Here is a 20705-nt window from a genome sequence, read left to right on the forward strand (position 1 = left end):
GTGCCGGTTGGACCCATGCCGACCGGTAAGGTTTCGAGGATGAACTAGTCGGTGTGCCCGCGTATACTGGCGCGCTTGGTTATCACCCCTGAGTGATTACAACTGATTTCACGGAGCGCCCTGCATGTCCGGCAATACCTTCGGCAAGCTGTTCACTGTCACCACCGCGGGCGAAAGCCATGGCCCGGCGTTGGTCGCCATTGTCGACGGCTGCCCGCCCGGCCTTGAGTTGACCCTGGACGACCTGCAGCGTGACCTCGACCGCCGCAAACCCGGCACCAGCCGCCACACCACCCAACGCCAGGAACCCGATGAAGTCGAGATCCTCTCCGGCGTGTTCGAAGGCCGCACCACCGGCTGCGCCATCGGCCTGCTGATTCGTAATACCGACCAGAAGTCCAAGGACTACTCGGCGATCAAAGACCTGTTCCGCCCGGCCCACGCCGACTACACCTACCACCACAAATATGGCGAGCGCGACTACCGTGGCGGCGGCCGCAGCTCGGCCCGGGAAACCGCCATGCGCGTGGCGGCCGGGGCCATCGCCAAGAAATACCTGGCGACCCAGGGCATCTTGATCCGTGGCTACATGAGCCAGTTGGGCCCGATTGAAATCCCGTTCAAGACCTGGGACAGCGTGGAAGACAACGCGTTTTTCTGCCCCGACCCGGACAAAGTCCCGGAGCTGGAGGCCTATATGGATCAGCTGCGCCGTGACCAGGACTCGGTCGGCGCCAAGATCACCGTGGTCGCCGAAGGCGTCAAGCCGGGCCTGGGCGAGCCGATTTTCGACCGCCTCGACGCTGAGCTGGCCCACGCGCTGATGAGCATCAACGCGGTCAAGGGCGTGGAAATCGGCGCCGGTTTCGCCTGTGTCGCCCAGCGCGGCACCGAGCATCGCGATGAGCTGACGCCCCAAGGTTTTCTCAGCAATAACGCGGGTGGCATTCTCGGGGGTATTTCGTCCGGTCAGCCCATCGTCGCGCACCTGGCCCTCAAGGCCACCTCCAGCATCACCACCCCGGGCCGTTCGATCGACGTGCACGGCAACCCGGTGGACGTGATCACCAAAGGCCGCCATGACCCCTGCGTCGGCATCCGCGCCACGCCGATCGCCGAAGCGATGATGGCCATCGTGCTGATGGACCACCTGCTGCGCAATCGCGGGCAGAACGCCGACGTGCAGGTGACGACCCCGGTACTGGGCCAGCTGTGACCGTCCGCAATATTGGCTGTGGTAAGCAAAATTGTTGTGGTGAGCGAGCTTGCTCGCGCCGGGCTGCGAAGCAGCCCCCCACACCATGCTGATCCCGTACTGGCGCCTTTCCAGCTTCTACCTGTTCTACTTCGCCCTGCTGGGCGCCACTGCGCCGTTCCTGGCGCTGTACTTCGATCACCTGGGGTTCTCCAGCGCGCGCATCGGCGAGTTGGTGGCCATCCCCATGTTGATGCGCTGCGTGGCCCCGAACCTGTGGGGCTGGCTGGGGGATTACACCGGCCGCCGCCTGGCCATCGTGCGTTTTGGCGCGGTGTGCACGTTGCTGAGCTTCTCGCTGATTTTCGTCAGCCACACCTATGCCTGGCTGGGGCTGGTGATGGCGCTGCATGCGTTCTTCTGGCACGCAGTGCTGCCGCAGTTTGAAGTGATCACCCTAGCCCATCTGCAAAAACACACCTCGCGCTACAGCCAGATCCGCCTTTGGGGCTCCATCGGTTTCATTCTTACCGTGGTCATCATGGGCCGCCTGTTCGACTGGCTAAGCCTGGACATCTACCCGGTGGTGGTCGTGGTGATCATGGCCGGCATCATCGGTGCCAGCCTGTGGGTGCCGAATGCACAGCCGGCCAACCACGGCAATCGCCTGGCCGGGGACGGATTCCTCAAGCAACTGCGCAGCCCCGGCGTGCTGGCGTTCTACGCCTGTGTGGCGCTGATGCAGATGAGCCATGGCCCGTATTACACGTTCCTGACCTTGCACCTCGAACACTTGGGTTACAGCCGGGGCGTGATCGGACTGCTGTGGGCGCTGGGGGTGGTGGCCGAAGTGCTGATGTTCCTGGGCATGAGCCGTATCCTTACGCGCTTTTCGCTGCGTCGGGTGCTGCTGGCGAGTTTTCTGCTGGCGGCGCTGCGCTGGGTATTGCTAGGCACATTGGCCGAATTCTTTTGGGTGCTGCTGCTGGCGCAGGTGCTGCATGCGGCTACCTTCGGCAGTTTCCATGCGGCGGCGATTGCCTTTGTGCAGCGCAGCTTCGGGGCTAAACAACAGGGCCAGGGCCAGGCGCTGTACGCCGCATTGTCCGGCACCGGCGGAGCCTTGGGCGCGCTGTATGCCGGCTACAGCTGGAACCTGCTGGGCCCGACCTTCACCTTTAGTCTTGCCAGCGTCGCCGCCCTGGCCGCGGCCGTTATCATCGGCTTTCGATTGCACGAGCAGAACCAAGGAACCCTTCAATGAGTTATGTCGCCGTCTACCACGTCGCTACACCGGATACGCCGAACAAGGTGTTGACCCATCTCGACGATATCGCCAGCACCCTGGCCGAGCACGGCGCGCGCTTCGAGCGCTGGCAACCGGCCGCGATCGAGAAGGGCGCCACCGATAGTGCGATGATCGAGGCGTATAAGGCGCCGATCAATGATCTGGGGTATGCCAACGTCGAGGTGCTCACGGTCATCGACCCGCGCCCGCCGCTTGCCGAGCAACGTTGCCGCGAAGCCCACGCCCACTTCTTTATCGCGGGGCAGGGGCTGTTCAGCCTGCATGTTGGCGATTACGTCTACAGCGTACGCTGCGAAAAAAACGATATGTTGGTCATTCCGGCCGGCATGGCGCATTGGTTTGATCAGGGCGAGCATGGGCATTTTGTCATGCTGCGGTTGTTCAACAGTGCCGAGGGCGCCAAGCCTGCGCTGACGGGCGATACCCTCGCCGAACGCTTTCCGGGTTTGGACGACTAACCTCAACGAATAGGATCTTCAACCCCGGCAAATTTGAAATTGCTGTGGGAAGTGGCTTAGTTATCTGTAGGGCTCTGCTGTTTATGCGGACCCTTGCCCACGACGTGCATGGGTTGTGTAACTCTTCTGCGGCCTCAGTGTTTATGTCACCTGTCAATAGGAGGAATCCGAAGGGTGATCGGGCATTAGCCAATAAAAAGGAGAGACGCAATGAATCGCCCAGAGGAGTCGTTTGAGTCGTCGTATACCGTGCCCAATGCCGTCAGAAGACGCCTTAACTTATGGGGGAAGCCGCTGACGCCGTCGGAGTTGGAAATCCTGCGATGGGCTTCCGAAGGCAAGACCGTCTGGGAGATCAGCCAGATTCGCTGCACCTCCGAGGCCACGGTGAAGTTCCACTTGCGCAACATCTACGGCAAGTTGCAGGTCAACAACCGCGTACAGGCCATGAACGAAGCCGCGCGCCAGGGTCTGTGTTAAGCCCATAAAAAAGGGCCGCGACGCTCAACGGCGTCGCGGCCCTTTTTGTGCGCGGCTGACTTACGCGGAGTGGTAGGTCGGCAGGGCGAAGCGATTCTGGCTTTGCAGCATGGAGATCTGCGGCAGCTCACTGGCTTGCTCAGCTAGGTCACGACGGATGGCGCTGATCACCCAGGTCAGTTGGTCGGCAGTATGCAATTGCTGGTAAGAGATCGAGCGTTTGACCTGCTTGCCTTCACTGTTACGCAAGGTCAACAGGATGCCGCCGTCCGGACGAGGCTGAGTGGTGACGTCGTAGTTGGAAAATACCGAAGCGAATTTATCTTGGATCAGGCTCATGTTTATCAGCTCCATTGGCTCAAGTGGGCAAGCATGGAGTGATAGGTGCAGCGATTGTGCCAGCTTAACGAATACTAAAAATTCCTTATAAATCATGGCCTTATAAAAAATAGAAATTTTCGTTTTCGTGCAATTTGCATGAATGGCCATCATGCATCCTGCATTTTGCGTTACCCGGCGCGGTGCCACTGGCGCCTCATTACGTTTAAAGACTGTTTAAGCGCGGCTAAATTCCCTTTTTCCCGAGCGCATCCGTCGGGATACAAAACTTTTCAAATCCTGCGTGTACAGCTGAAGAAGGGCTGACGTATTTTCCTGCAAGGCATTTAGCAGCTTCCTACGGTGATGCTGCTGTGTGCGGATCATACGAAGAATAAGAAAAAGGACGTTCCGCCATGAACCCTCCGCATGACGACATGATCACCTGGGGCAAGATGCTGCGTAAGGTGCCCGCCATTGTTCGCGCTTTGCCGCGCGTGGTGCGTGGCATGCGCGCGGCGAATGTCACCGACCCCGGCCAACCTTGCGGGCTGGGTTGGGAGTTTGAACAAGCCACCTTGCGCAACCCCGACGGCAACGCGGTGCTGTACGGCGACCGCGTGCTCAGTTACGCCGATGTCAACCGACAGGCCAATCGGATTGCCCACCACTTACACGCCCAAGGCATTGGCAAGGGCGATGTGGTGGCGCTGTTTATCGAAAACCGCCCGGAATTATTGCTGTGCGTACTGGCCGTGGCCAAGCTGGGCGGCATCTGCGCGATGGTCAACACCGCGCAAACCCAGGCCACGTTGGTGCACAGCCTTAACCTGGTCAGCCCGGTGGCGATCGTGGTCGGCGCGGAGTTGGTCGGTGTTTATGACGCGGTGCGCGATCAGGTGCCGATCCAGGCCGAACGGACATGGTTCGTGCCTGATCAGTCGCCAGCGTCGCTGCCCGAGGGCTATGTCGACCTGATCGCAGCCAGCGCCGACTGCGCGCAGGCTAACCCTGCCAGCACCGCCCAGGTGTTCTTCAACGACCCCTGCTTCTATATCTACACCTCCGGCACTACTGGCCTGCCCAAGGCCGGCATCATGAAACACGGACGCTGGACCAAGACCGCCGTGAGTTTCGGCCGCATCGCCCTGGACATGGGCCCCGACGACGTCCTGTATTGCACCTTGCCGCTGTACCACGCCACCGGCCTATGTGTGTGCTGGGGCTCGGCGATTGTCGGCGCGTCGGGGTTCGCCATCCGTCGCAAGTTCAGCGCCAGTCAGTTCTGGGACGATGCGCGCAAGTTCAACGCCACCACCCTGGGCTACGTGGGTGAGTTGTGCCGTTACCTGCTCGACCAGCCGTCCAGCGAAAACGACCGCGACAACCGCGTCACCAAGATGGTCGGCAATGGCCTACGCCCCGGCGTGTGGGCGCAGTTCAAGGCGCGCTATGGCGTGGCTCATATCTGCGAGCTGTACGCCGCCAGCGACGGCAACATCGGCTTCACCAATGTGTTGAATTTCGACAACACCATCGGTTTTTGCCTGCAGCACTGGGCGCTGGTGGACTACGCCCACGACAGCGGCGAACCGATCCGTGGCGGCGATGGCTTCATGCGCAAGGTCCAGACGGGCGGGCAGGGGCTGCTGCTGGCCAGGATCGATGACAAGTCGCCCTTCGACGGCTACACCGACCCAGAAAAAAACCGCAAGGTCATCCTCACCGACGTCTTCGAACCGGGCGACCGTTATTTCAACACCGGCGATCTATTACGCAGCATCGGTTTCGGCCACGCGCAGTTCGTCGATCGCCTGGGGGACACCTATCGCTGGAAAGGGGAAAACGTCTCCACCACCGAAGTCGAAAACGTCCTGCTGCAACACCCGCAGATTGCCGAAGTGGTGGCCTACGGAGTGGAAATCGACAACACCAATGGCCGCGCCGGCATGGTCGCCATCACCCCCAGCGAGTCCCTGGCCGCGCTGGACATGCGTGAACTGCTGCAATTCGCCCACGGCCAGTTGCCCCCATACGCGGTGCCGCTGTTCCTGCGGATCAAGGTGCAGATGGAAACCACCGGCACATTCAAGTACCAGAAGGTGCGGCTCAAGGAAGAGGCTTTCGACCCGGCCAAGGCGGGCAACGACCCGGTGTATGCCTGGCTGCCGGGGTCGGATGGTTACGTGCCGATCACTGGCGAGCTATTGGCGCAGATTCAGGGTGGCCATTTCCGCTATTGATTGAGTGTGTCTATGGACACTTTTGACAAAAAAGCCATGACAGTGGGGAACTCCATCGCGACACTGGGCGCCATATTCAGTACTTGAACTCGCACCCGCCAAGGAGCCCCCATGTCTGCCCCCAAACAAATGACCGAAGACGAAGCCGCCGAATTTGCCGAACAGGTTTTCGATGTGGCTCGCAAAGGCGATGCCGCCATGCTCGCCGCGCTGCTGGCTAAGGGCTTGCCGGCCAACTTTCGCAATCACAATGGCGACACCTTGCTGATGCTGGCGGCGTACCACGGTCATGCCGAGGCGGTCAAAGTGCTGCTGGAGTTCAAGGCCGACCCGTTGATCGCTAACGATAAGAACCAATTGCCGATTGCCGGCGCGGCGTTCAAAGGCAACCTGCCCGTAGTTAAGGCCTTGATCGAAGGCGGCACGCCGGTGGAAGCCGCGTCGTCGGACGGTCGCACCGCATTGATGATGGCGGCGATGTTCAATCGCGTCGAAATGCTCGACTACCTGCTCGCCCAGGGCGCCAACCCCAAGGCCACCGACGCCCAGGGCGCCACCGCGTTGGCAGCGGCGCAGACCATGGGCGCGATGGATACGGCGGCGCGCTTGCAGAATCTGGTGTAGGCTTTGCGCCCTCGAAAATCAGCCCGCAACAGGAACGCCCCATGAAAACCGCCCTCGTCGAACTCATCAGCCACATCAGCGCCGGCGTCATGGGCGAGGATGAGGTGGCGCGCATCGCCGAGGAGGCCGCTCAGGCCTACGCCGATCCGGCGGCGTTTCTGGCCGCCAACCCGGATATCAACTACGACGACACTTTCCCGATCCCCCTGGGGGAGTGGGTGGTGGTCGGCAGCCTGCCGGACACGGTGCTGTTCCAGGCTGACACTTATGGCGACCTGTTTGCCCAGATCGTCGCGTCGTTCGGCCCGGGTGTGGCGTTCAACCTTAAGGCCAAACAACTGGCCAAGACCGAAGCGCTGACCGCGCTCAATCGCATCCAGGTGCAGATGAGCGCCCTGAGCCAGGAAGACGGTGGCTATGTGCTGGTGAACTTCAGCCAGTTGCTGGACGATGAGATTCAAGTGGTGCTGGTTTATGGCAACGTCCTGCCACGGGTACTGGAATTGTGCGCCGAGGTCGGGATCAAGGCCGAGCCGTCCCTGGAAGCCCTGAAAATCGCCGTACATGTCTGAAATAAAACGGAACCCTGGCAGGGGCTGACTATCCTACAAGGGCATGCCCTCACTTAGGAGCGACACCATGGGTTCCACGTTCAATGGCCTGATCGGCCTGATCATCCTCGCGCTGGATATCTGGGCGATCATCAACGTCTTCAAAAGCGGCGCCAGCACCGGGGCCAAGGTGTTGTGGATCCTGCTGATCCTGCTGCTGCCGGTACTGGGCCTGATTATCTGGGCGATCGCCGGCCCGCGCGGTAACGTGCGGATCTGACCACGGCGTTCAGGGGCTATGTGTGAGAGGGAGCCATTCCCTCCCACACGGGCTTGCCGTCCGGTCTGGAAATTTGTGTATCGAAATATGCGTTGCACGGAATTTTCACATTCCCTCCAAGACAATTCCCCCCGGTTCCAGCTGCGCGCCAATCAAGGCGCGGTAAAGCTCCCCGTTCAGTAATTTAATAGCCTTGCCGGCCTTGATCGGGCACCATTCGCGCCACTGCAATACTTCGTCACTTCAACTTCCAATGGGTCCTGAAACGACATGGCAAACCCGGACGCCCTGAGCCAGCAGCGAGCCTCGACTCGTCTGCTGCAACCGACCGTCAAATCCCATCTGGCATACACGCTGCTCTGCGCACTGGTCATGATGGTGATGTTCTCCCTGCTGCGCCTGGCGCTGCTGGTATACAACCGCGAGATGATCCTCGACACACCGGCCTCGACCTTCCTTGAAGCGTTCGGCAACGGCCTGCGCCTGGACTTGCGCTTGGTGGTGTACCTGAGCATTCCGCTGTTGCTGGCGCTGTTTAGCGTGCGCGCGATGGCCGCGCGTGGGTTCTTCCGTTTGTGGTTGACCGTCGCGTCCAGCATCGCCCTGTTCCTGGGCCTGATGGAAATGGACTTCTATCGCGAGTTTCACCAGCGCCTCAACGGCCTGGTCTTCCAATATGTGAAGGAAGACCCGAAAACCGTGATGAGCATGCTCTGGTACGGTTTCCCGGTGGTGCGTTACCTGCTGGCGTGGGCCGTGGGTACGTTGATTCTGAGCATGGCCTTCAAAGGCGCCGACCGCGCCACGCGCCCGCGCGGCCCGTTCAGCGGCGGCAGCATCGGCACGCGCCAAGTGGCGCCGTGGTATTCGCGCATCGCCGTGTTCGTGGTGTGCCTGCTGGTGGCCGTGGTCGCCGCCCGTGGCACCCTGCGCCAGGGCCCGCCGCTGCGCTGGGGCGACGTGTACACCACTGACTCCAACTTCGCCAACCAGTTGGGCCTTAATGGCACGCTGTCGCTGATTGCGGCGGCCAAGTCACGCTTCTCCGAAGACCGCTCCAACATCTGGAAGGCCACTTTGGAGCAGCCGCTGGCGACCCAGACCGTGCGCGACATGCTGGTACTGCCGACGGAAAAATTGGTGGATACCGACACCGCCGCCGTGCGCCGTAACTTCCTGCCGCCGGCCGAGAAAACCCTGCCGATCAAGAACGTCGTGGTGATCCTGATGGAAAGCTTCGCCGGCCACTCGGTGGGCGCGCTGGGCCGTCCGGGCAACATCACGCCGTACTTCGACAAATTGTCCAAGGAAGGCCTGCTGTTCGATCGCTTCTTCTCCAACGGCACCCATACCCACCAGGGCATGTTTGCCACCATGGCCTGCTTCCCGAATCTGCCGGGTTTCGAATACCTGATGCAGACCCCCGAAGGCAGCCACAAACTGTCGGGCCTGCCGCAATTGCTCAGCGCGCGCAAGTTTGACGACGTGTATGTCTACAACGGCGACTTCGCCTGGGACAACCAGTCTGGCTTCTTCAGCAACCAGGGCATGACCAACTTCATTGGCCGCAATGACTTCGTCGACCCGGTATTCTCCGACCCGACGTGGGGCGTATCCGACCAGGATATGTTCAATCGTGGCCTGCAAGAGCTGAAGGCCCGTGAAGGCGGCAAGCCGTTCTACGCGCTGCTGCAAACCCTGTCCAACCACACGCCGTACGCGTTGCCGACGCCGTTGCCGGTGGAGAAAGTCACTGACCGTGGCAGCCTCAACGAGCACTTGACCGCGATGCGTTACTCCGACTGGGCCCTGGGCCAGTTCTTCGAGCAGGCGCGCAAGGAACCGTACTTCAAGGAAACCTTATTTGTGGTCGTCGGCGACCACGGCTTCGGCAACGAACAGCAAATCACTGAGATGGACCTGGGCCGCTTCAACGTACCGATGCTGATGATTGCGCCGGGCATGCAGGAAAAGTTCGGCGAGCGCGACCACACCGTGGGTACGCAGATCGACATCGTGCCAACCATCATGGGCCGCCTGGGTGGGGAAACTCTGCACCAGTGCTGGGGCCGCGACCTGCTCAACCTGCCGGAAGGGGACAAGGGCTTCGGCGTGATCAAGCCTTCGGGCAGCGATCAGACCGTGGCGTTGGTCACTGCGGACCGCATCCTGGTACTGCCCAAGGAAATGCCACCGAAGTTGTGGCAGTACGAGTTGGGTGCCAACCCGACCGGCAAACTGATTCCGGAGTCTTCGGATGAGGCGGCCCTCAAGCAGAAACTTGAGTCGTTCCTGCAAACGGCGACCAAGAGCCTGTTGGATAACACCGCCGGTGTGGTGGACGGCAAGCCGGACTGATTAACCGGCAATAAAAAAGAGGCCCTCTTGAGGGCCTCTTTTTTTTACCGCGGTTTTATATCTTGCCGAGCAACAACAGCACCAGCAGTACGACCAGTACCACGCCGAGAATACCCGACGGGCCATAACCCCAGTTACGTGAGTGCGGGAACACCGGCAGACCGCCGACCAGCAACAGAATTAGGATGATGATGAGAATGAGGCTCATGGTTTTATTTCCTTATAGGCCTTATGCAAGGACAGGTTATTTAACGGTAGGACCGTACTCTTAGTTACGGGCGCCTTAACAACTCCGACTGTAGTGCTTCACAGAAAATTCCCTGTTTTTTTAAAGCATTTCGATAACCTGGTTATTTCTTTTAAATACGTGGCTAAAACCCTGCTTAGTTGAAAAAGATTGAACTTAGAGAGAGCTGAGGCATCTGACCCGGCCGCGGGTTTGCCTGGGGCATTCATCACTCTGATGGTGCGTGGGGCGCGTGGAAACCTTCGCTACACTGCCGATCACTTCTACTGTGAACCACAAGGCTACTTCTTATGCAAAATCGCATGATGATCACTGGTGCCGGCTCCGGCCTGGGTCGCGAAATCGCGCTGCGCTGGGCACGCGAGGGCTGGCAGTTGGCCTTGTCGGATGTCAGCGAGCCCGGCCTGCAGGAAACCCTCAAGCAGGTACGCGAAGCCGGCGGCGATGGTTTCGTGCAGCGTTGCGATGTGCGCGACTACAGCCAGCTCACCGCGTTTGCCCAGGCTTGCGAGGTCAAGCTGGGAGGCATCGATGTGATCGTCAACAACGCCGGGGTGGCTTCCGGTGGGTTCTTCGCCGAGTTGTCGCTGGAAGACTGGGACTGGCAGATCGCAATCAACCTGATGGGGGTGGTCAAGGGCTGCAAGGCGTTCCTGCCGCTGTTGGAGAAGAGCAAGGGGCGCATCATCAACATCGCTTCCATGGCGGCACTGATGCAGGGCCCGGCCATGAGCAACTACAACGTGGCCAAGGCCGGTGTGGTGGCGCTGTCCGAGAGTCTGCTGGTGGAACTCAAGCAGCAGGAGGTCGGTGTGCATGTGGTCTGCCCATCGTTCTTCCAGACCAACCTGTTGGACTCGTTCCGAGGCCCGACGCCGGCCATGAAAGCGCAGGTCGGTAAGTTGCTGGAGAGCTCGCCGATTTCGGCGGCGGATATTGCCGACTACATCTACCAGCGTGTGGCCGAGGGAGAATTCATGATTCTGCCCCACGAGCAAGGGCGGATGGCGTGGGCGTTGAAGCAGAAGAATCCGCAGCTGCTCTACGATGAAATGGCCAGTATGGCCGACAAAATGCGCGCCAAAGCGCAGGCAACCAAAAGCTGAACTCAGCACAAGAACCTCAATTCTCAGGGTAAGTTTTCACCGAAGATGTGCAGCTACCTGTAGCCATAGCGGGGGCAAGCCCCCTCCCACCTTTTGAACTGTGAACACGTCCAACTGTGGGAGGGGGCTTGCCCCCGATGGGTTATGCGTCAGCGTTTGGATTTATGAAAGCGGGGAAAACCCTCTGCATCTTTCACTTAGTCTGTCAGCTAAATTACCAGTTGATGTAGGTCCTGCCTGTTTTAGTGGCAGGGCATTGATGCTTCTACATCGGGCGAGCATGGTCGGGATCCTGTCATTCTAAAAAGGACAACCGCCATGCTGGTTTTAAGCCGCGCTGTAGGCGAAAGCATTGCCATCGGCGATGAAATCGCCCTGCACATCGTCGAATTGAACGGTAACCAAGTGAAGTTCGGCATCCACGCACCGGCCGGGGTGAATGTTCATCGCGCCGAGGTGCATCAGAAAATCCGCAAACGCCAAGCTGCCGCCACACACCCGGCGGCAGTCCCCAACCCCTGAAGATCCTCCGTCAATCGAACAGATGCTTGGGCACGTCGTGCTTGAGCATCAGTTGGCACTGTTCGCTCTCAGGGTCGAACACGATCAGGGCCTGGCCCTTGGTCAGCGCCTGGCGCACACGCAGTACACGGGTTTCCAGGGGCGTGTCGTCACCGTTGTCGGTGCCATCGCGGGTGACGAAGTCTTCGATAAGGCGCGTCAGGGTATCGACTTCAAGTGCATCGTAGGGAATCAGCATACAAGCCTCAGGTGTTGGATCCCGGCGATCCTACTGCGCCGGGACCCCAGTTGCCAGTGTCAGGACTTTTGCCCCACCAGGCTGTCCACCGACGGCACTCGCGTGTCGCTCTCCATCTGCGTTTCGTGCTCGATCTGATGACTGAAGCGGTCCAGTGAGCCCTGGGCCGGTTGCGCATCGCTGGCGAATACCGGCGGGCTGAGGATATACGCACCCAGCAGGCGACTCAGGGCGGCAAGGCTGTCGATATGGGTGCGTTCGTAGCCGTGGGTCGCATCGCAGCCGAATGCCAGCAACGCGGTGCGGATATCGTGGCCGGCGGTCACTGCCGAATGGGCATCGCTGAAGTAATAGCGGAACAGGTCGCGGCGCACCGGCAGTTCGTTATCCGCCGCCAGACGCAGCAGGTGCCGGGACAGGTGGTAGTCGTAGGGCCCGCCGGAATCCTGCATGGCCACGCTCACCGCATGTTCGCTGGAGTGCTGACCGGGGGCGACCGGCGCGATGTCGATACCCACGAATTCACTCACATCCCACGGCAGCGCCGCCGCCGCACCACTGCCGGTTTCCTCGGTGATGGTGAACAGCGGGTGACAGTCGATCAGCAAGGGTTCGCCGCTATCGACAATCGCCTTGAGCGCGGCGAGGAGGGCGGCGACGCCGGCTTTGTCATCCAGGTGACGGGCGCTGATATGTCCGCTCTCGGTGAACTCGGGCAACGGGTCAAATGCCACGTAGTCACCTACGCTGATGCCCAGGGAATCGCAGTCGGCACGGGTCGCGCAGTAGGCGTCCAGGCGCAGTTCGACGTGGTCCCAGCTCACTGGCATCTCATCCACGGCGGTATTGAATGCGTGCCCGGAGGCCATCAGGGGCAACACGCTGCCGCGGATCACGCCGTTGTCGGTGAACAGGCTGACGCGGCTACCTTCGGCAAAGCGGCTCGACCAGCAGCCCACCGGCGCCAGGGTCAGGCGGCCGTTGTCCTTGATCGCGCGCACGGCGGCGCCGATGGTGTCCAAGTGCGCCGACACTGCGCGGTCCGGGCTGTTTTTCTGACCTTTGAGGGTGGCGCGAATGGTGCCGCGCCGGGTCATTTCAAACGGAATGCCCAGTTCTTCCAGACGCTCGGCCACATACCGCACGATGGTGTCGGTAAAACCGGTAGGGCTGGGAATGGCGAGCATTTCCAGCAGGACTTTTTGCAGGTAGTTGAGATCCGGTTCGGGAATGGTTCGGGTCATAAAGGTTTCCTTTAGTTGCAAGCGTTGAGCTGCAAGCTTCAAGTTAAAAGCGGTATCTGAGGCTTGCCGGTAATGCCCTACTCTTGAAGCTCGCAGCTTGTAACTCGAGGCTTCTAACTGTGTGGAAATAGAAGGTCTACAAATCGCTCGGCCGTTGGCTGCGGCTCGTGGTTGGCCAGGCCGGCCCGTTCGTTGGCTTCGATAAACACGTACTCGGGTTGATCGGCGGCGTGCACCATCAGGTCCAGGCCGACCATGGGGATGTCCAGGGCCCGGGCGGCGCGCACGGCGGCGTCCACCAGCGTGGGGTGCAGGATCGCGGTGACGTCCTCCAGGCAACCGCCGGTGTGCAGGTTGGCGGTGCGACGCACAGCCAGGGTTTTGCCGCGTGGCAGGATGCTGCTGTAGTCATAGCCGGCGGCGGCGAGGGTACGCTCGGTTTCGGCGTCCAATGGGATCTTGCTTTCGCCGTCGGTGGCGGCCTGGCGGCGTCGGCTCTGGGCTTCGATCAGCGCGCCGATGGAATGCTGACCATCGCCGGTGACTTCTGCAGGGCGCCGGATCGCGGCGGCGACCACTTCGAAGCCGATCACCAGAATGCGCAGGTCCAGGCCCTCGTGGAAGCTCTCCAACAGCACACGACTGTCGAACTGCCGCGCCGCCTCGATGGCCTGCTGCACCTCTTCGATGGTTTGCAGATCCACGGCCACGCCCTGGCCTTGCTCGCCGTCGAGGGGCTTGACCACGACGCGCTGATGTTCGTCGAGAAATTCCAGATTGTCGTCGGCGCTGCCCGCCAACTGCTGGGACGGCACGTTCAACCCGGCCGCCTTGAAGGCTTTGTGGGTCAGACTCTTGTCCTGGCACAGGGTCATGCTGATGGCGCTGGTCAGGTCGCTCAGCGACTCGCGGCAGCGCACGCGGCGCCCGCCGTGGCTGAGGGTGAAGAGGCCGGCGTCGGCATCGTCCACCTGCACATCGATGCCGCGGCGATGGGCCTCTTCGACGATGATCCGCGCATAGGGGTTGAACTCCGCTTGCGGACCGGGGCCGAGAAACAGCGGCTGGTTGATGCCGTTCTTGCGCTTGATCGCAAACGTGGTCAGCGCGCGAAAACCCAGCTTGGCGTAGAGGTTCTTGGCCTGGCGGTTATCGTGCAGCACCGACAGGTCAAGGTAGCTCAGGCCACGGCTCATAAAGTGTTCGACCAAGTGGCGCACCAGCACTTCGCCCACGCCGGGGCGGGTGCACTGCGGGTCGACCGCCAGGCACCAGAGGCTGCAACCGTTTTCAGGGTCGTGGAAGGCTTTTTGATGATTCAGGCCCATCACACTGCCGATCACCGCGCCGCTGTCTTCATCTTCAGCCAGCCAGTAGACCGGGCCGCCCTGATGACGCGGGGTGAGGCGTTCAGCGTCCACCGGCAACATGCCGCGGCCTTGATACAAACGGTTGACCGCCTGCCAATCGGCCTCGCTCTGTACGCGACGAATACGAAACCCGCGAAACACACGAGTGGCCGGGCGGTAATCGCTGAACCACAGACGCAAGGTGTCGGACGGGTCGAGGAATAATTGCTGCGGGTCGATCCCCAGAATCTGCTGGGGCGCGGCCACATACAGCGCGATATCGCGCTCGCCCGGCTGCTCCTTGAGCAGTTCCTGGGCCAGGCTGGACGGGTCTGGGAAGGTGTGACCGATCAACAAGCGGCCCCAGCCGCAGTGCACGGCAATCGGCTCGGCGGCCAGGGGGCTGCCATCTTCGGCCAGACGGGCTTGCAGGCGCTCATAGGTCGGCGTCTGGCCCTTCAGCAAACGTTGGCTGTAAGCCGCGGCGTGAGGTTTCATCAATCAGATTCCTTGTTCGCTGAGCCACAGGTTCAGCGCCGCCAGTTGCCACAGTTTGGAGCCGCGCAGCGGGGTCAATTGGCCTTGAGGGTCGGTCAGCAGGCGATCGAGCATGGCCGGGTTGAACAGGCCGCGGTCTTGACTCGGGTCCAGCAGCAGTTCGCGGACCCAATTCAAGGTGTCGCCCTGCAAGTGCTTGAGGCCGGGCACGGGGAAGTAGCCCTTCTTGCGGTCGATGACTTCGCTGGGGATCACTCGGCGCGCGGCTTCTTTCAGCACTTGCTTGCCGCCATCGGGCAGTTTGAACTTACCTGGCACACGGGCCGAGAGTTCCACCAGGCGGTAGTCGAGGAAGGGCGTGCGCGCTTCCAGGCCCCAGGCCATGGTCATGTTGTCGACGCGTTTGACTGGGTCGTCCACCAGCATCACCGTGCTGTCCAGGCGCAGGGCCTTGTCCACTGCGGCATCGGCGCCCGGCATCGCAAAATGCTCGCGCACAAAATCGCCGGCAGCGTCGTTGACGGTCAGCCACTTGGGCGCGACGGTGGCCGCGTAGTCGTCGTAACTGCGGTCGAAAAAGGCTTCGCGATAGGCTGCGTACGGATCGCTGGCGCCATCGACCTGCGGATACCAGTGGTAACCGGCGAACAATTCGTCAGCGCCCTGGCCGCTCTGCACCACCTTGCAGTGCTTGGCAACTTCTCGCGACAGCAGGTAGAACGCGATGCAGTCGTGGCTGACCATCGGCTCGCTCATGGCGCGGAACGCCGCAGGCAATTGCTCAATGATTTCGCTTTCGGCAATGCGCAATTGGTGATGGCGCGTGCCGTAATGCTTGGCGATCAGGTCCGAGTACTGGAACTCGTCGCCGCGCTCGCCGCCGGCATCTTCAAAACCGATGGAAAATGTCGACAGGTCCTGCACGCCGACTTCCCGCAACAGCCCCACGAGCATGCTCGAATCCACACCACCGGACAGCAGCACGCCCACATCCACCGCGGCACGTTGGCGGATCGCCACGGCTTCGCGGGTGCTGTCGAGCACACGGTCGGTCCAGTCTTGCAGGGTCAGGTGTTGCTCATCGTCATGGGGACCGTAGGGCAGGGTCCACCAGGTTTTCTGCTCGATGTTGCCCTGGGCGTCGATGCGCATCCAACTGGCCGGAGGCAGCTTCTTGATGCCCGCCAGCAAGGTGCGCGGCGCTGGCACCACCGCGTGGAAATTCAGGTAGTGATTGAGCGCCACCGGATCGAGGATCGGGTTGATATCGCCGCCCTTGAGCAGCGCCGGCAATGCCGAGGCAAAGCGCAGGCGCTGGCCGGTGCGCGACAGGTACAACGGCTTCACACCAAGGCGGTCGCGGGCGATAAACAGCCGCTGCGCGTCGCGCTCCCAGATGGCGAAGGCAAACATGCCATTGAGCTTGGGCAGTAGCGCTTCGCCCCAGGCGTGATAACCCTTGAGCAGCACTTCGGTGTCGCCGCCGGAATAGAACGCGTAGCCGAGGGCTTCAAGTTCCTCGCGCAGCTCCGGAAAGTTATAGATCGCGCCGTTGAATGCCAGGGACAGCCCGAGTTGAGCGTCGACCATCGGCTGGGCGGAGCCATCCGACAGGTCCATGATTTTCAGGCGGCGATGGCCCAGGGCAATCGGCCCTTGGGCATGGAAGCCCCACGCGTCAGGGCCGCGTGGCGCCAAATGATGGGTGATGCGCTCAATCGCAGCCAGGTCGGCAGGTTGGGCATCGAAACGTAACTCACCAGCTAATCCGCACATAAATTCCTTACCGGTTTTTCCGTTGGGGAGGGATAGAAGTACTGCGCGCCAAAACGGCGGGTACCCAGAGACTGACCCGAGCAGATTGTGGGAGTTTTAGAACAATACGTTATAAGGCAATGGGCCTTGTCGGCCCACGCGGCCTTGATTGGCCGCGCGGTGGGGGTGGCAGCTCAGGGTGGCTGGGGTTATGACGCGCCGCTGCCGCGAATCAGCGTGCGCAAGGCGAAACGGTTCGGATGGCAGGCTTCGGCCACGCTGCGCGGCAGTGGCAACGGTTCGTTATCCAGCCAGGCCGCCAGCAGTTCCGCGCACAGCGGCGCCGTGACCAAACCGCGCGAGCCATGGCCGCTGTTGATGTACAGACCGTCGAGCCACGGGCAGGCAGTGGCGGGGATCTGGCGTGCATCCTTGCGCAGGGCGGCGTAGGCCTGATCGAACGCGTCGCGCTCGGCCAGTGGCCCGACGATCGGCAGGTAATCGGGGCTGGTGCAACGGAACGCGGCGCGGCCTTGCAGCAGTTCAACCGGCAGTTGGTCGGCGTTCAGGCGCTGCGTGAGGTCTTCGGAGATCTCCCGCAGCATGTCCAGGTTGCCCAAGTGTTCGGCCTGCGTCGGCGCCAGGTCGTCGCTCTTGAAATCGAAGCTGGCTCCCAGGGTGTGCTCGCCCAAACGCGGTGGAGCCACGTAGCCCTCGGCGCAGACCACGGTGGCCAGGGCTTGGCTGGCGACGGTCTGCGGCAAGCGGGTGATTTGCCCGCGAATGCGTTTGAGCGGCAGTTCGGCGCTGGCCGGGAAGCGCTTGATTTCGGCGGCGCCGGCCAGCACCACCACGCTGGCGCTGGCCAATACGGTATCGCCGTCGAGGGCCTGCCACTGGCCTTGGACCTGTTGCAGCGCCAGCACGTCACGGTGTTGTAACACCTCGATCAACGGGTGCCGCGCCTGCCATTCGCACAGCGCCGGCGGGTGGACCCAGCCGCCTTCGGGGAAGAACAACCCCCCGTGTTCCAATGCCACCCCGGCCCGGGCCTGGGCCTGGGCCGGGTCCAATACATGCAGCAGCGTCGGGCTGAACGCCGCTGCCAGTTGGGCCTGGCGTTCGGCTTCCTTGGCGTTGAAGGCCAGTTGCAGTACGCCGCAGCCGTCCCAGTCGACGCCACGGTGCAGGTGTTCGAGCAGGCGCCGGGTGTGGCCGAACCCGCTGAGGATCAACTGCGACAACGCGGTGCCGTGGGCCGATAACTTGAGGTACAGCACACCCTGAGGATTGCCCGAGGCTTCCTCGGCCAGGCCCGCGTGGCGCTCCAGCAATTGCACGCGCCAACCGCGCGCGGCGAGGCTGGCGGCGGTGGTGCAACCGGCCAGGCCGCCGCCGATCACCAACGCGCTGCGTTCGCCGTGGACCGGCGCGGGGCGCGCGAACCAGGGTTTGATCGGTGCTGGCGCCGCTGTGTCGGCCGGCCAGCCGAGAAACTCGCCGCGCAGGATCTCCCATTTATGCCCGATACCTGGCGTGCGTTTCATCTTGAACCCGGCGGCATTGATCAAGCGTCGCACCCAGCCGGTGCTGGTGAAGGTGCTGATGGTAGAGCCAGGGGCCGCCAGCCGCGCCAGTTCGGCGAACAACTCGGCGGTCCACATGTCGGGGTTCTTGGCCGGGGCGAACCCGTCGAGAAACCAGGCGTCGACCTGGGCGTCCAGTTGCGGCAATTGCTCCATGGCATCGCCGATCAGCAGGGTCAAGGTCACGCGGCCGCTGTCCAGCAGCAGTCGTTGAAAACCGGGATGGATGGCGTGGTACTGCGCCAGCAAACGCGCGGCGAACGGTTGCAGCTGCGGCCAGAGGGCGAGGGCGCGTTGCAGGTCGGCGTGGGTGAGGGGGTATTTTTCCACGCTGATAAAGTGCAGGCGCGCGTCGGCACAGGCGTGCTGCTCGAACAACTGCCAGGCGCAGAGAAAATTCAAGCCGGTGCCGAAGCCGGTTTCACCGATGACCAGGCGCTCCCCAGGTTTGAGGGCGGCGAAGCGTTCGCGCAGGCGGTTCTGTTCCAGAAACACGTAGCGGGTTTCTTCCAGGCCCGATTGGTCGGAGAAATACACGTCGTCGAACACCCGCGAATGCGGGCGACCTTCTGCGTCCCAGTCGAGCTGGGCGTTGGGCGATACGGGGGTCATGGGCGGCTCGTAACTAAGCAGGCGAAAGCAAGGCGGCCATTCTAGCCGATCAACCTCATTTGAATTGACCCACGGCAAGGGCGCGTTGAATTTCCTTCCGCACGGCGTTGCCCAATCCGCTAGTCTTGCTCACTTCTGGAACGGAGCCGCCCATGTTCGAATCTGCCGAAATCGGTCACGCCATCGACAAAGCCACCTACGACGCCGAAGTCCCGGCCCTGCGCGAAGCCTTGCTGGAGGTGCAGTACGAACTGCATCAGCAAAAACGCTTCCCGGTAATCGTGCTGATCAACGGTATAGAAGGGGCGGGCAAGGGTGAAACGGTCAAATTGCTCAACGAGTGGATGGACCCGCGCCTGATTGAGGTGCGCACCTTCGATCAGCAGACCGACGAAGAACTGGCGCGCCCACCGGCCTGGCGCTACTGGCGCCAACTGCCTGCCAAGGGCCGCATGGGCGTGTTTTTCGGCAACTGGTACAGCCAGATGCTGCAAGGCCGCGTACACGGCCAGATCAAGAATGCCCGGCTCGACCAGGCCATCGCCGGCGCCGAACGTTTGGAAAAAATGCTCTGCGACGAAGGCGCGCTGATCTTCAAGTTCTGGTTCCACCTCTCCAAGAAGCAAATGAAGGCGCGGCTCAAGGCCCTGGCCGACGACCCGCTGCACAGCTGGCGCATCAGCCCGCTGGACTGGCAACAGTCCCAAACCTACGACAAGTTCGTGCATTTCGGTGAGCGCGTGCTGCGCCGCACCAGCCGCGACTATGCGCCCTGGCATGTGATCGAAGGGGTCGACCCGTATTACCGTGGCCTGACCGTGGGCAAGATCCTCCTCGAAGGCTTGCAAAACGCTCTGAAAATGGCCAAGGCCAGGAGCAGCGGCATGAACCCCGCGCCGCTGGTGGCCTCGGTGGACCGCAAGAGCCTGCTCGACAGCCTCGACATGACATTGCGCCTGGACAAAGACGATTACGAAGAACAGCTGATCACCGAGCAGGCGCGCCTCTCCGGTTTGATGCGCGACAAACGCATGCGCAAGCACGCGCTGGTCACGGTGTTCGAAGGCAACGATGCGGCGGGCAAGGGCGGCGCCATCCGTCGCGTGGCGGCGGCGCTGGACCCGCGCCAGTACCACATCGTGCCGATTGCCGCGCCGAGCGAAGACGAACGAGCCCAGCCGTACCTGTGGCGCTTCTGGCAGAAAATCCCGGCGCGCGGCATGTTCACCGTGTTCGACCGCTCATGGTACGGCCGCGTGCTGGTGGAGCGTATCGAAGGCTTCTGCACCTCGGCGGACTGGATGCGCGCCTATGGCGAGATCAACGATTTCGAAGAGCAACTGCGCGATGCCGGGGTGATCGTGGTCAAGTTCTGGCTGGCCATCGACAAGGACACCCAACTGGAGCGCTTCCAGGCGCGTGAGTCGATCCCATTCAAACGCTTCAAAATCACCGAAGACGACTGGCGCAACCGCGACAAGTGGGACGACTACCGCACCGCCGTGGGCGATATGGTCGACCGCACCAGCACCGAAGTGTCGGCGTGGACATTGGTGGAGGCCAATGACAAGCGCTGGGCGCGGGTCAAGGTGCTGCGCACCATCAACCGCGCGTTGGAGGAAGCGTTCGCCCAGTCCGAAAAGCACGATAAAAAGACCAAAAAATAATCCCCTTGTATGACAGACCGGACTGTCGTGGTGAAGGGACCTGCCGTGGTGAGGGGCCCTGTATG

19 protein-coding genes are annotated in these 20705 nt (G+C 61.7%); 12 read left to right on the forward strand and 7 right to left on the reverse strand.

What is annotated here, in order from left to right:
* The first annotated feature begins 124 nt into the window (after positions 1–124).
* From aroC to K1567_RS25275, 4 genes are all read left to right on the forward strand, one after another.
* Positions 125–1216, forward strand: coding sequence for a chorismate synthase (gene aroC / locus K1567_RS25260; protein ID WP_034099336.1), 1092 nt, complete (start codon positions 125–127; stop codon positions 1214–1216).
* An 85-nt stretch (positions 1217–1301) separates the two neighbouring features.
* A complete protein-coding gene (locus K1567_RS25265) occupies positions 1302–2459 on the forward strand; it encodes an MFS transporter (RefSeq protein WP_220698964.1) in 1158 nt (385 codons plus the stop codon).
* A complete protein-coding gene (locus K1567_RS25270; protein WP_220698965.1) occupies positions 2456–2962 on the forward strand; it encodes an acireductone dioxygenase in 507 nt (168 codons plus the stop codon). Before K1567_RS25265 ends, K1567_RS25270 begins: the two co-directional genes overlap by 4 nt.
* A gap of 210 nt (positions 2963–3172) precedes the next feature.
* Positions 3173–3442 (forward strand): response regulator transcription factor, encoded by a 270-nt coding sequence (locus K1567_RS25275; RefSeq protein WP_034099331.1) that lies wholly within the window; start codon positions 3173–3175, stop codon positions 3440–3442.
* 60 nt (positions 3443–3502) lie between these two features.
* On the opposite strand, the gene K1567_RS25280 is transcribed toward K1567_RS25275, so the two are convergent.
* On the reverse strand, positions 3503–3781 hold the full coding sequence (locus K1567_RS25280) for a DUF3509 domain-containing protein (protein ID WP_003172952.1): 279 nt from the start codon (positions 3779–3781) through the stop codon (positions 3503–3505).
* Positions 3782–4176: 395 nt separating this feature from the next.
* Between K1567_RS25280 and K1567_RS25285 the strand changes: the two genes are divergently transcribed.
* The 5 genes from K1567_RS25285 (at position 4177) to K1567_RS25305 (ending at position 9816) form a co-directional block, all read left to right on the forward strand.
* Positions 4177–6003 carry a long-chain-acyl-CoA synthetase gene (locus K1567_RS25285; protein ID WP_220698966.1) on the forward strand — a complete coding sequence of 609 codons (1827 nt, stop codon included), beginning with the start codon at positions 4177–4179 and terminating at the stop codon, positions 6001–6003.
* 111 nt (positions 6004–6114) lie between these two features.
* Positions 6115–6627 carry an ankyrin repeat domain-containing protein gene (locus K1567_RS25290; protein WP_034099327.1) on the forward strand — a complete coding sequence of 171 codons (513 nt, stop codon included), beginning with the start codon at positions 6115–6117 and terminating at the stop codon, positions 6625–6627.
* A 41-nt stretch (positions 6628–6668) separates the two neighbouring features.
* Positions 6669–7199 (forward strand): hypothetical protein, encoded by a 531-nt coding sequence (locus tag K1567_RS25295; protein WP_040268963.1) that lies wholly within the window; start codon positions 6669–6671, stop codon positions 7197–7199.
* Positions 7200–7266: 67 nt separating this feature from the next.
* Positions 7267–7458 (forward strand): PLDc N-terminal domain-containing protein, encoded by a 192-nt coding sequence (locus K1567_RS25300; protein WP_003172956.1) that lies wholly within the window; start codon positions 7267–7269, stop codon positions 7456–7458.
* Between the two features lie 270 nt (positions 7459–7728).
* Entirely contained in the window at positions 7729–9816 is a 2088-nt protein-coding gene (locus K1567_RS25305) for an LTA synthase family protein (protein WP_040268962.1), read from the forward strand.
* Between the two features lie 55 nt (positions 9817–9871).
* Here K1567_RS25305 and K1567_RS25310 read toward each other — a convergent pair whose 3' ends face one another.
* A complete protein-coding gene (locus K1567_RS25310) occupies positions 9872–10024 on the reverse strand; it encodes a DUF3309 family protein (protein ID WP_003192767.1) in 153 nt (50 codons plus the stop codon).
* A 329-nt stretch (positions 10025–10353) separates the two neighbouring features.
* Here K1567_RS25310 and K1567_RS25315 point away from each other — a divergent pair, with 329 nt between their 5' ends.
* The gene (locus K1567_RS25315; protein WP_034138785.1) at positions 10354–11169 is read left to right on the forward strand and encodes an SDR family oxidoreductase; all 816 of its coding nucleotides are present in this window, start codon (positions 10354–10356) and stop codon (positions 11167–11169) included.
* 318 nt (positions 11170–11487) lie between these two features.
* The gene (gene csrA, locus K1567_RS25320) at positions 11488–11691 is read left to right on the forward strand and encodes a carbon storage regulator CsrA (protein ID WP_034099321.1); all 204 of its coding nucleotides are present in this window, start codon (positions 11488–11490) and stop codon (positions 11689–11691) included.
* A 10-nt stretch (positions 11692–11701) separates the two neighbouring features.
* On the opposite strand, the gene K1567_RS25325 is transcribed toward csrA, so the two are convergent.
* From K1567_RS25325 to mnmC, 5 genes are all read right to left on the reverse strand, one after another.
* A complete protein-coding gene (locus K1567_RS25325; RefSeq protein ID WP_003192759.1) occupies positions 11702–11929 on the reverse strand; it encodes a YheU family protein in 228 nt (75 codons plus the stop codon).
* Between the two features lie 59 nt (positions 11930–11988).
* Complete coding sequence (locus tag K1567_RS25330) at positions 11989–13173, reverse strand: osmoprotectant NAGGN system M42 family peptidase (RefSeq protein WP_034099320.1); 1185 nt, start codon at positions 13171–13173, stop codon at positions 11989–11991.
* A 113-nt stretch (positions 13174–13286) separates the two neighbouring features.
* Entirely contained in the window at positions 13287–15020 is a 1734-nt protein-coding gene (gene ngg / locus K1567_RS25335; protein ID WP_040268959.1) for an N-acetylglutaminylglutamine synthetase, read from the reverse strand.
* Positions 15021–15023: 3 nt separating this feature from the next.
* Positions 15024–16796, reverse strand: a complete 1773-nt coding sequence (locus K1567_RS25340; protein WP_169868012.1) for an N-acetylglutaminylglutamine amidotransferase — start codon at positions 16794–16796, stop codon at positions 15024–15026.
* Positions 16797–16984: 188 nt separating this feature from the next.
* Complete coding sequence (gene mnmC / locus K1567_RS25345; protein ID WP_169868976.1) at positions 16985–18973, reverse strand: bifunctional tRNA (5-methylaminomethyl-2-thiouridine)(34)-methyltransferase MnmD/FAD-dependent 5-carboxymethylaminomethyl-2-thiouridine(34) oxidoreductase MnmC; 1989 nt, start codon at positions 18971–18973, stop codon at positions 16985–16987.
* Positions 18974–19125: 152 nt separating this feature from the next.
* On the opposite strand from mnmC, the gene pap reads away from it, so the two are divergent.
* The gene (gene pap / locus K1567_RS25350) at positions 19126–20640 is read left to right on the forward strand and encodes a polyphosphate:AMP phosphotransferase (RefSeq protein ID WP_034099313.1); all 1515 of its coding nucleotides are present in this window, start codon (positions 19126–19128) and stop codon (positions 20638–20640) included.
* Positions 20641–20705: the final 65 nt, after the last annotated feature.

The organism is Pseudomonas sp. S5F11 (assembly GCF_019641515.1).
In the GTDB taxonomy this organism is placed as follows: domain Bacteria; phylum Pseudomonadota; class Gammaproteobacteria; order Pseudomonadales; family Pseudomonadaceae; genus Aquipseudomonas; species Aquipseudomonas rhodesiae.

Coding starts and splice junctions, on each gene's coding strand:
- K1567_RS25295 (WP_040268963.1), top strand. CDS start 6,669: ATGAAAACCGCCCTCGTCGAACTCATCAGCCACATCAGCGCCGGCGTC.
- K1567_RS25290 (WP_034099327.1), top strand. CDS start 6,115: ATGTCTGCCCCCAAACAAATGACCGAAGACGAAGCCGCCGAATTTGCC.
- K1567_RS25325 (WP_003192759.1), bottom strand. CDS start 11,929: ATGCTGATTCCCTACGATGCACTTGAAGTCGATACCCTGACGCGCCTT.
- csrA (WP_034099321.1), top strand. CDS start 11,488: ATGCTGGTTTTAAGCCGCGCTGTAGGCGAAAGCATTGCCATCGGCGAT.
- K1567_RS25330 (WP_034099320.1), bottom strand. CDS start 13,173: ATGACCCGAACCATTCCCGAACCGGATCTCAACTACCTGCAAAAAGTC.
- K1567_RS25310 (WP_003192767.1), bottom strand. CDS start 10,024: ATGAGCCTCATTCTCATCATCATCCTAATTCTGTTGCTGGTCGGCGGT.
- aroC (WP_034099336.1), top strand. CDS start 125: ATGTCCGGCAATACCTTCGGCAAGCTGTTCACTGTCACCACCGCGGGC.
- K1567_RS25315 (WP_034138785.1), top strand. CDS start 10,354: ATGCAAAATCGCATGATGATCACTGGTGCCGGCTCCGGCCTGGGTCGC.
- K1567_RS25265 (WP_220698964.1), top strand. CDS start 1,302: ATGCTGATCCCGTACTGGCGCCTTTCCAGCTTCTACCTGTTCTACTTC.
- ngg (WP_040268959.1), bottom strand. CDS start 15,020: ATGAAACCTCACGCCGCGGCTTACAGCCAACGTTTGCTGAAGGGCCAG.
- K1567_RS25285 (WP_220698966.1), top strand. CDS start 4,177: ATGAACCCTCCGCATGACGACATGATCACCTGGGGCAAGATGCTGCGT.
- pap (WP_034099313.1), top strand. CDS start 19,126: ATGTTCGAATCTGCCGAAATCGGTCACGCCATCGACAAAGCCACCTAC.
- K1567_RS25280 (WP_003172952.1), bottom strand. CDS start 3,781: ATGAGCCTGATCCAAGATAAATTCGCTTCGGTATTTTCCAACTACGAC.
- mnmC (WP_169868976.1), bottom strand. CDS start 18,973: ATGACCCCCGTATCGCCCAACGCCCAGCTCGACTGGGACGCAGAAGGT.
- K1567_RS25305 (WP_040268962.1), top strand. CDS start 7,729: ATGGCAAACCCGGACGCCCTGAGCCAGCAGCGAGCCTCGACTCGTCTG.
- K1567_RS25270 (WP_220698965.1), top strand. CDS start 2,456: ATGAGTTATGTCGCCGTCTACCACGTCGCTACACCGGATACGCCGAAC.
- K1567_RS25275 (WP_034099331.1), top strand. CDS start 3,173: ATGAATCGCCCAGAGGAGTCGTTTGAGTCGTCGTATACCGTGCCCAAT.
- K1567_RS25340 (WP_169868012.1), bottom strand. CDS start 16,796: ATGTGCGGATTAGCTGGTGAGTTACGTTTCGATGCCCAACCTGCCGAC.
- K1567_RS25300 (WP_003172956.1), top strand. CDS start 7,267: ATGGGTTCCACGTTCAATGGCCTGATCGGCCTGATCATCCTCGCGCTG.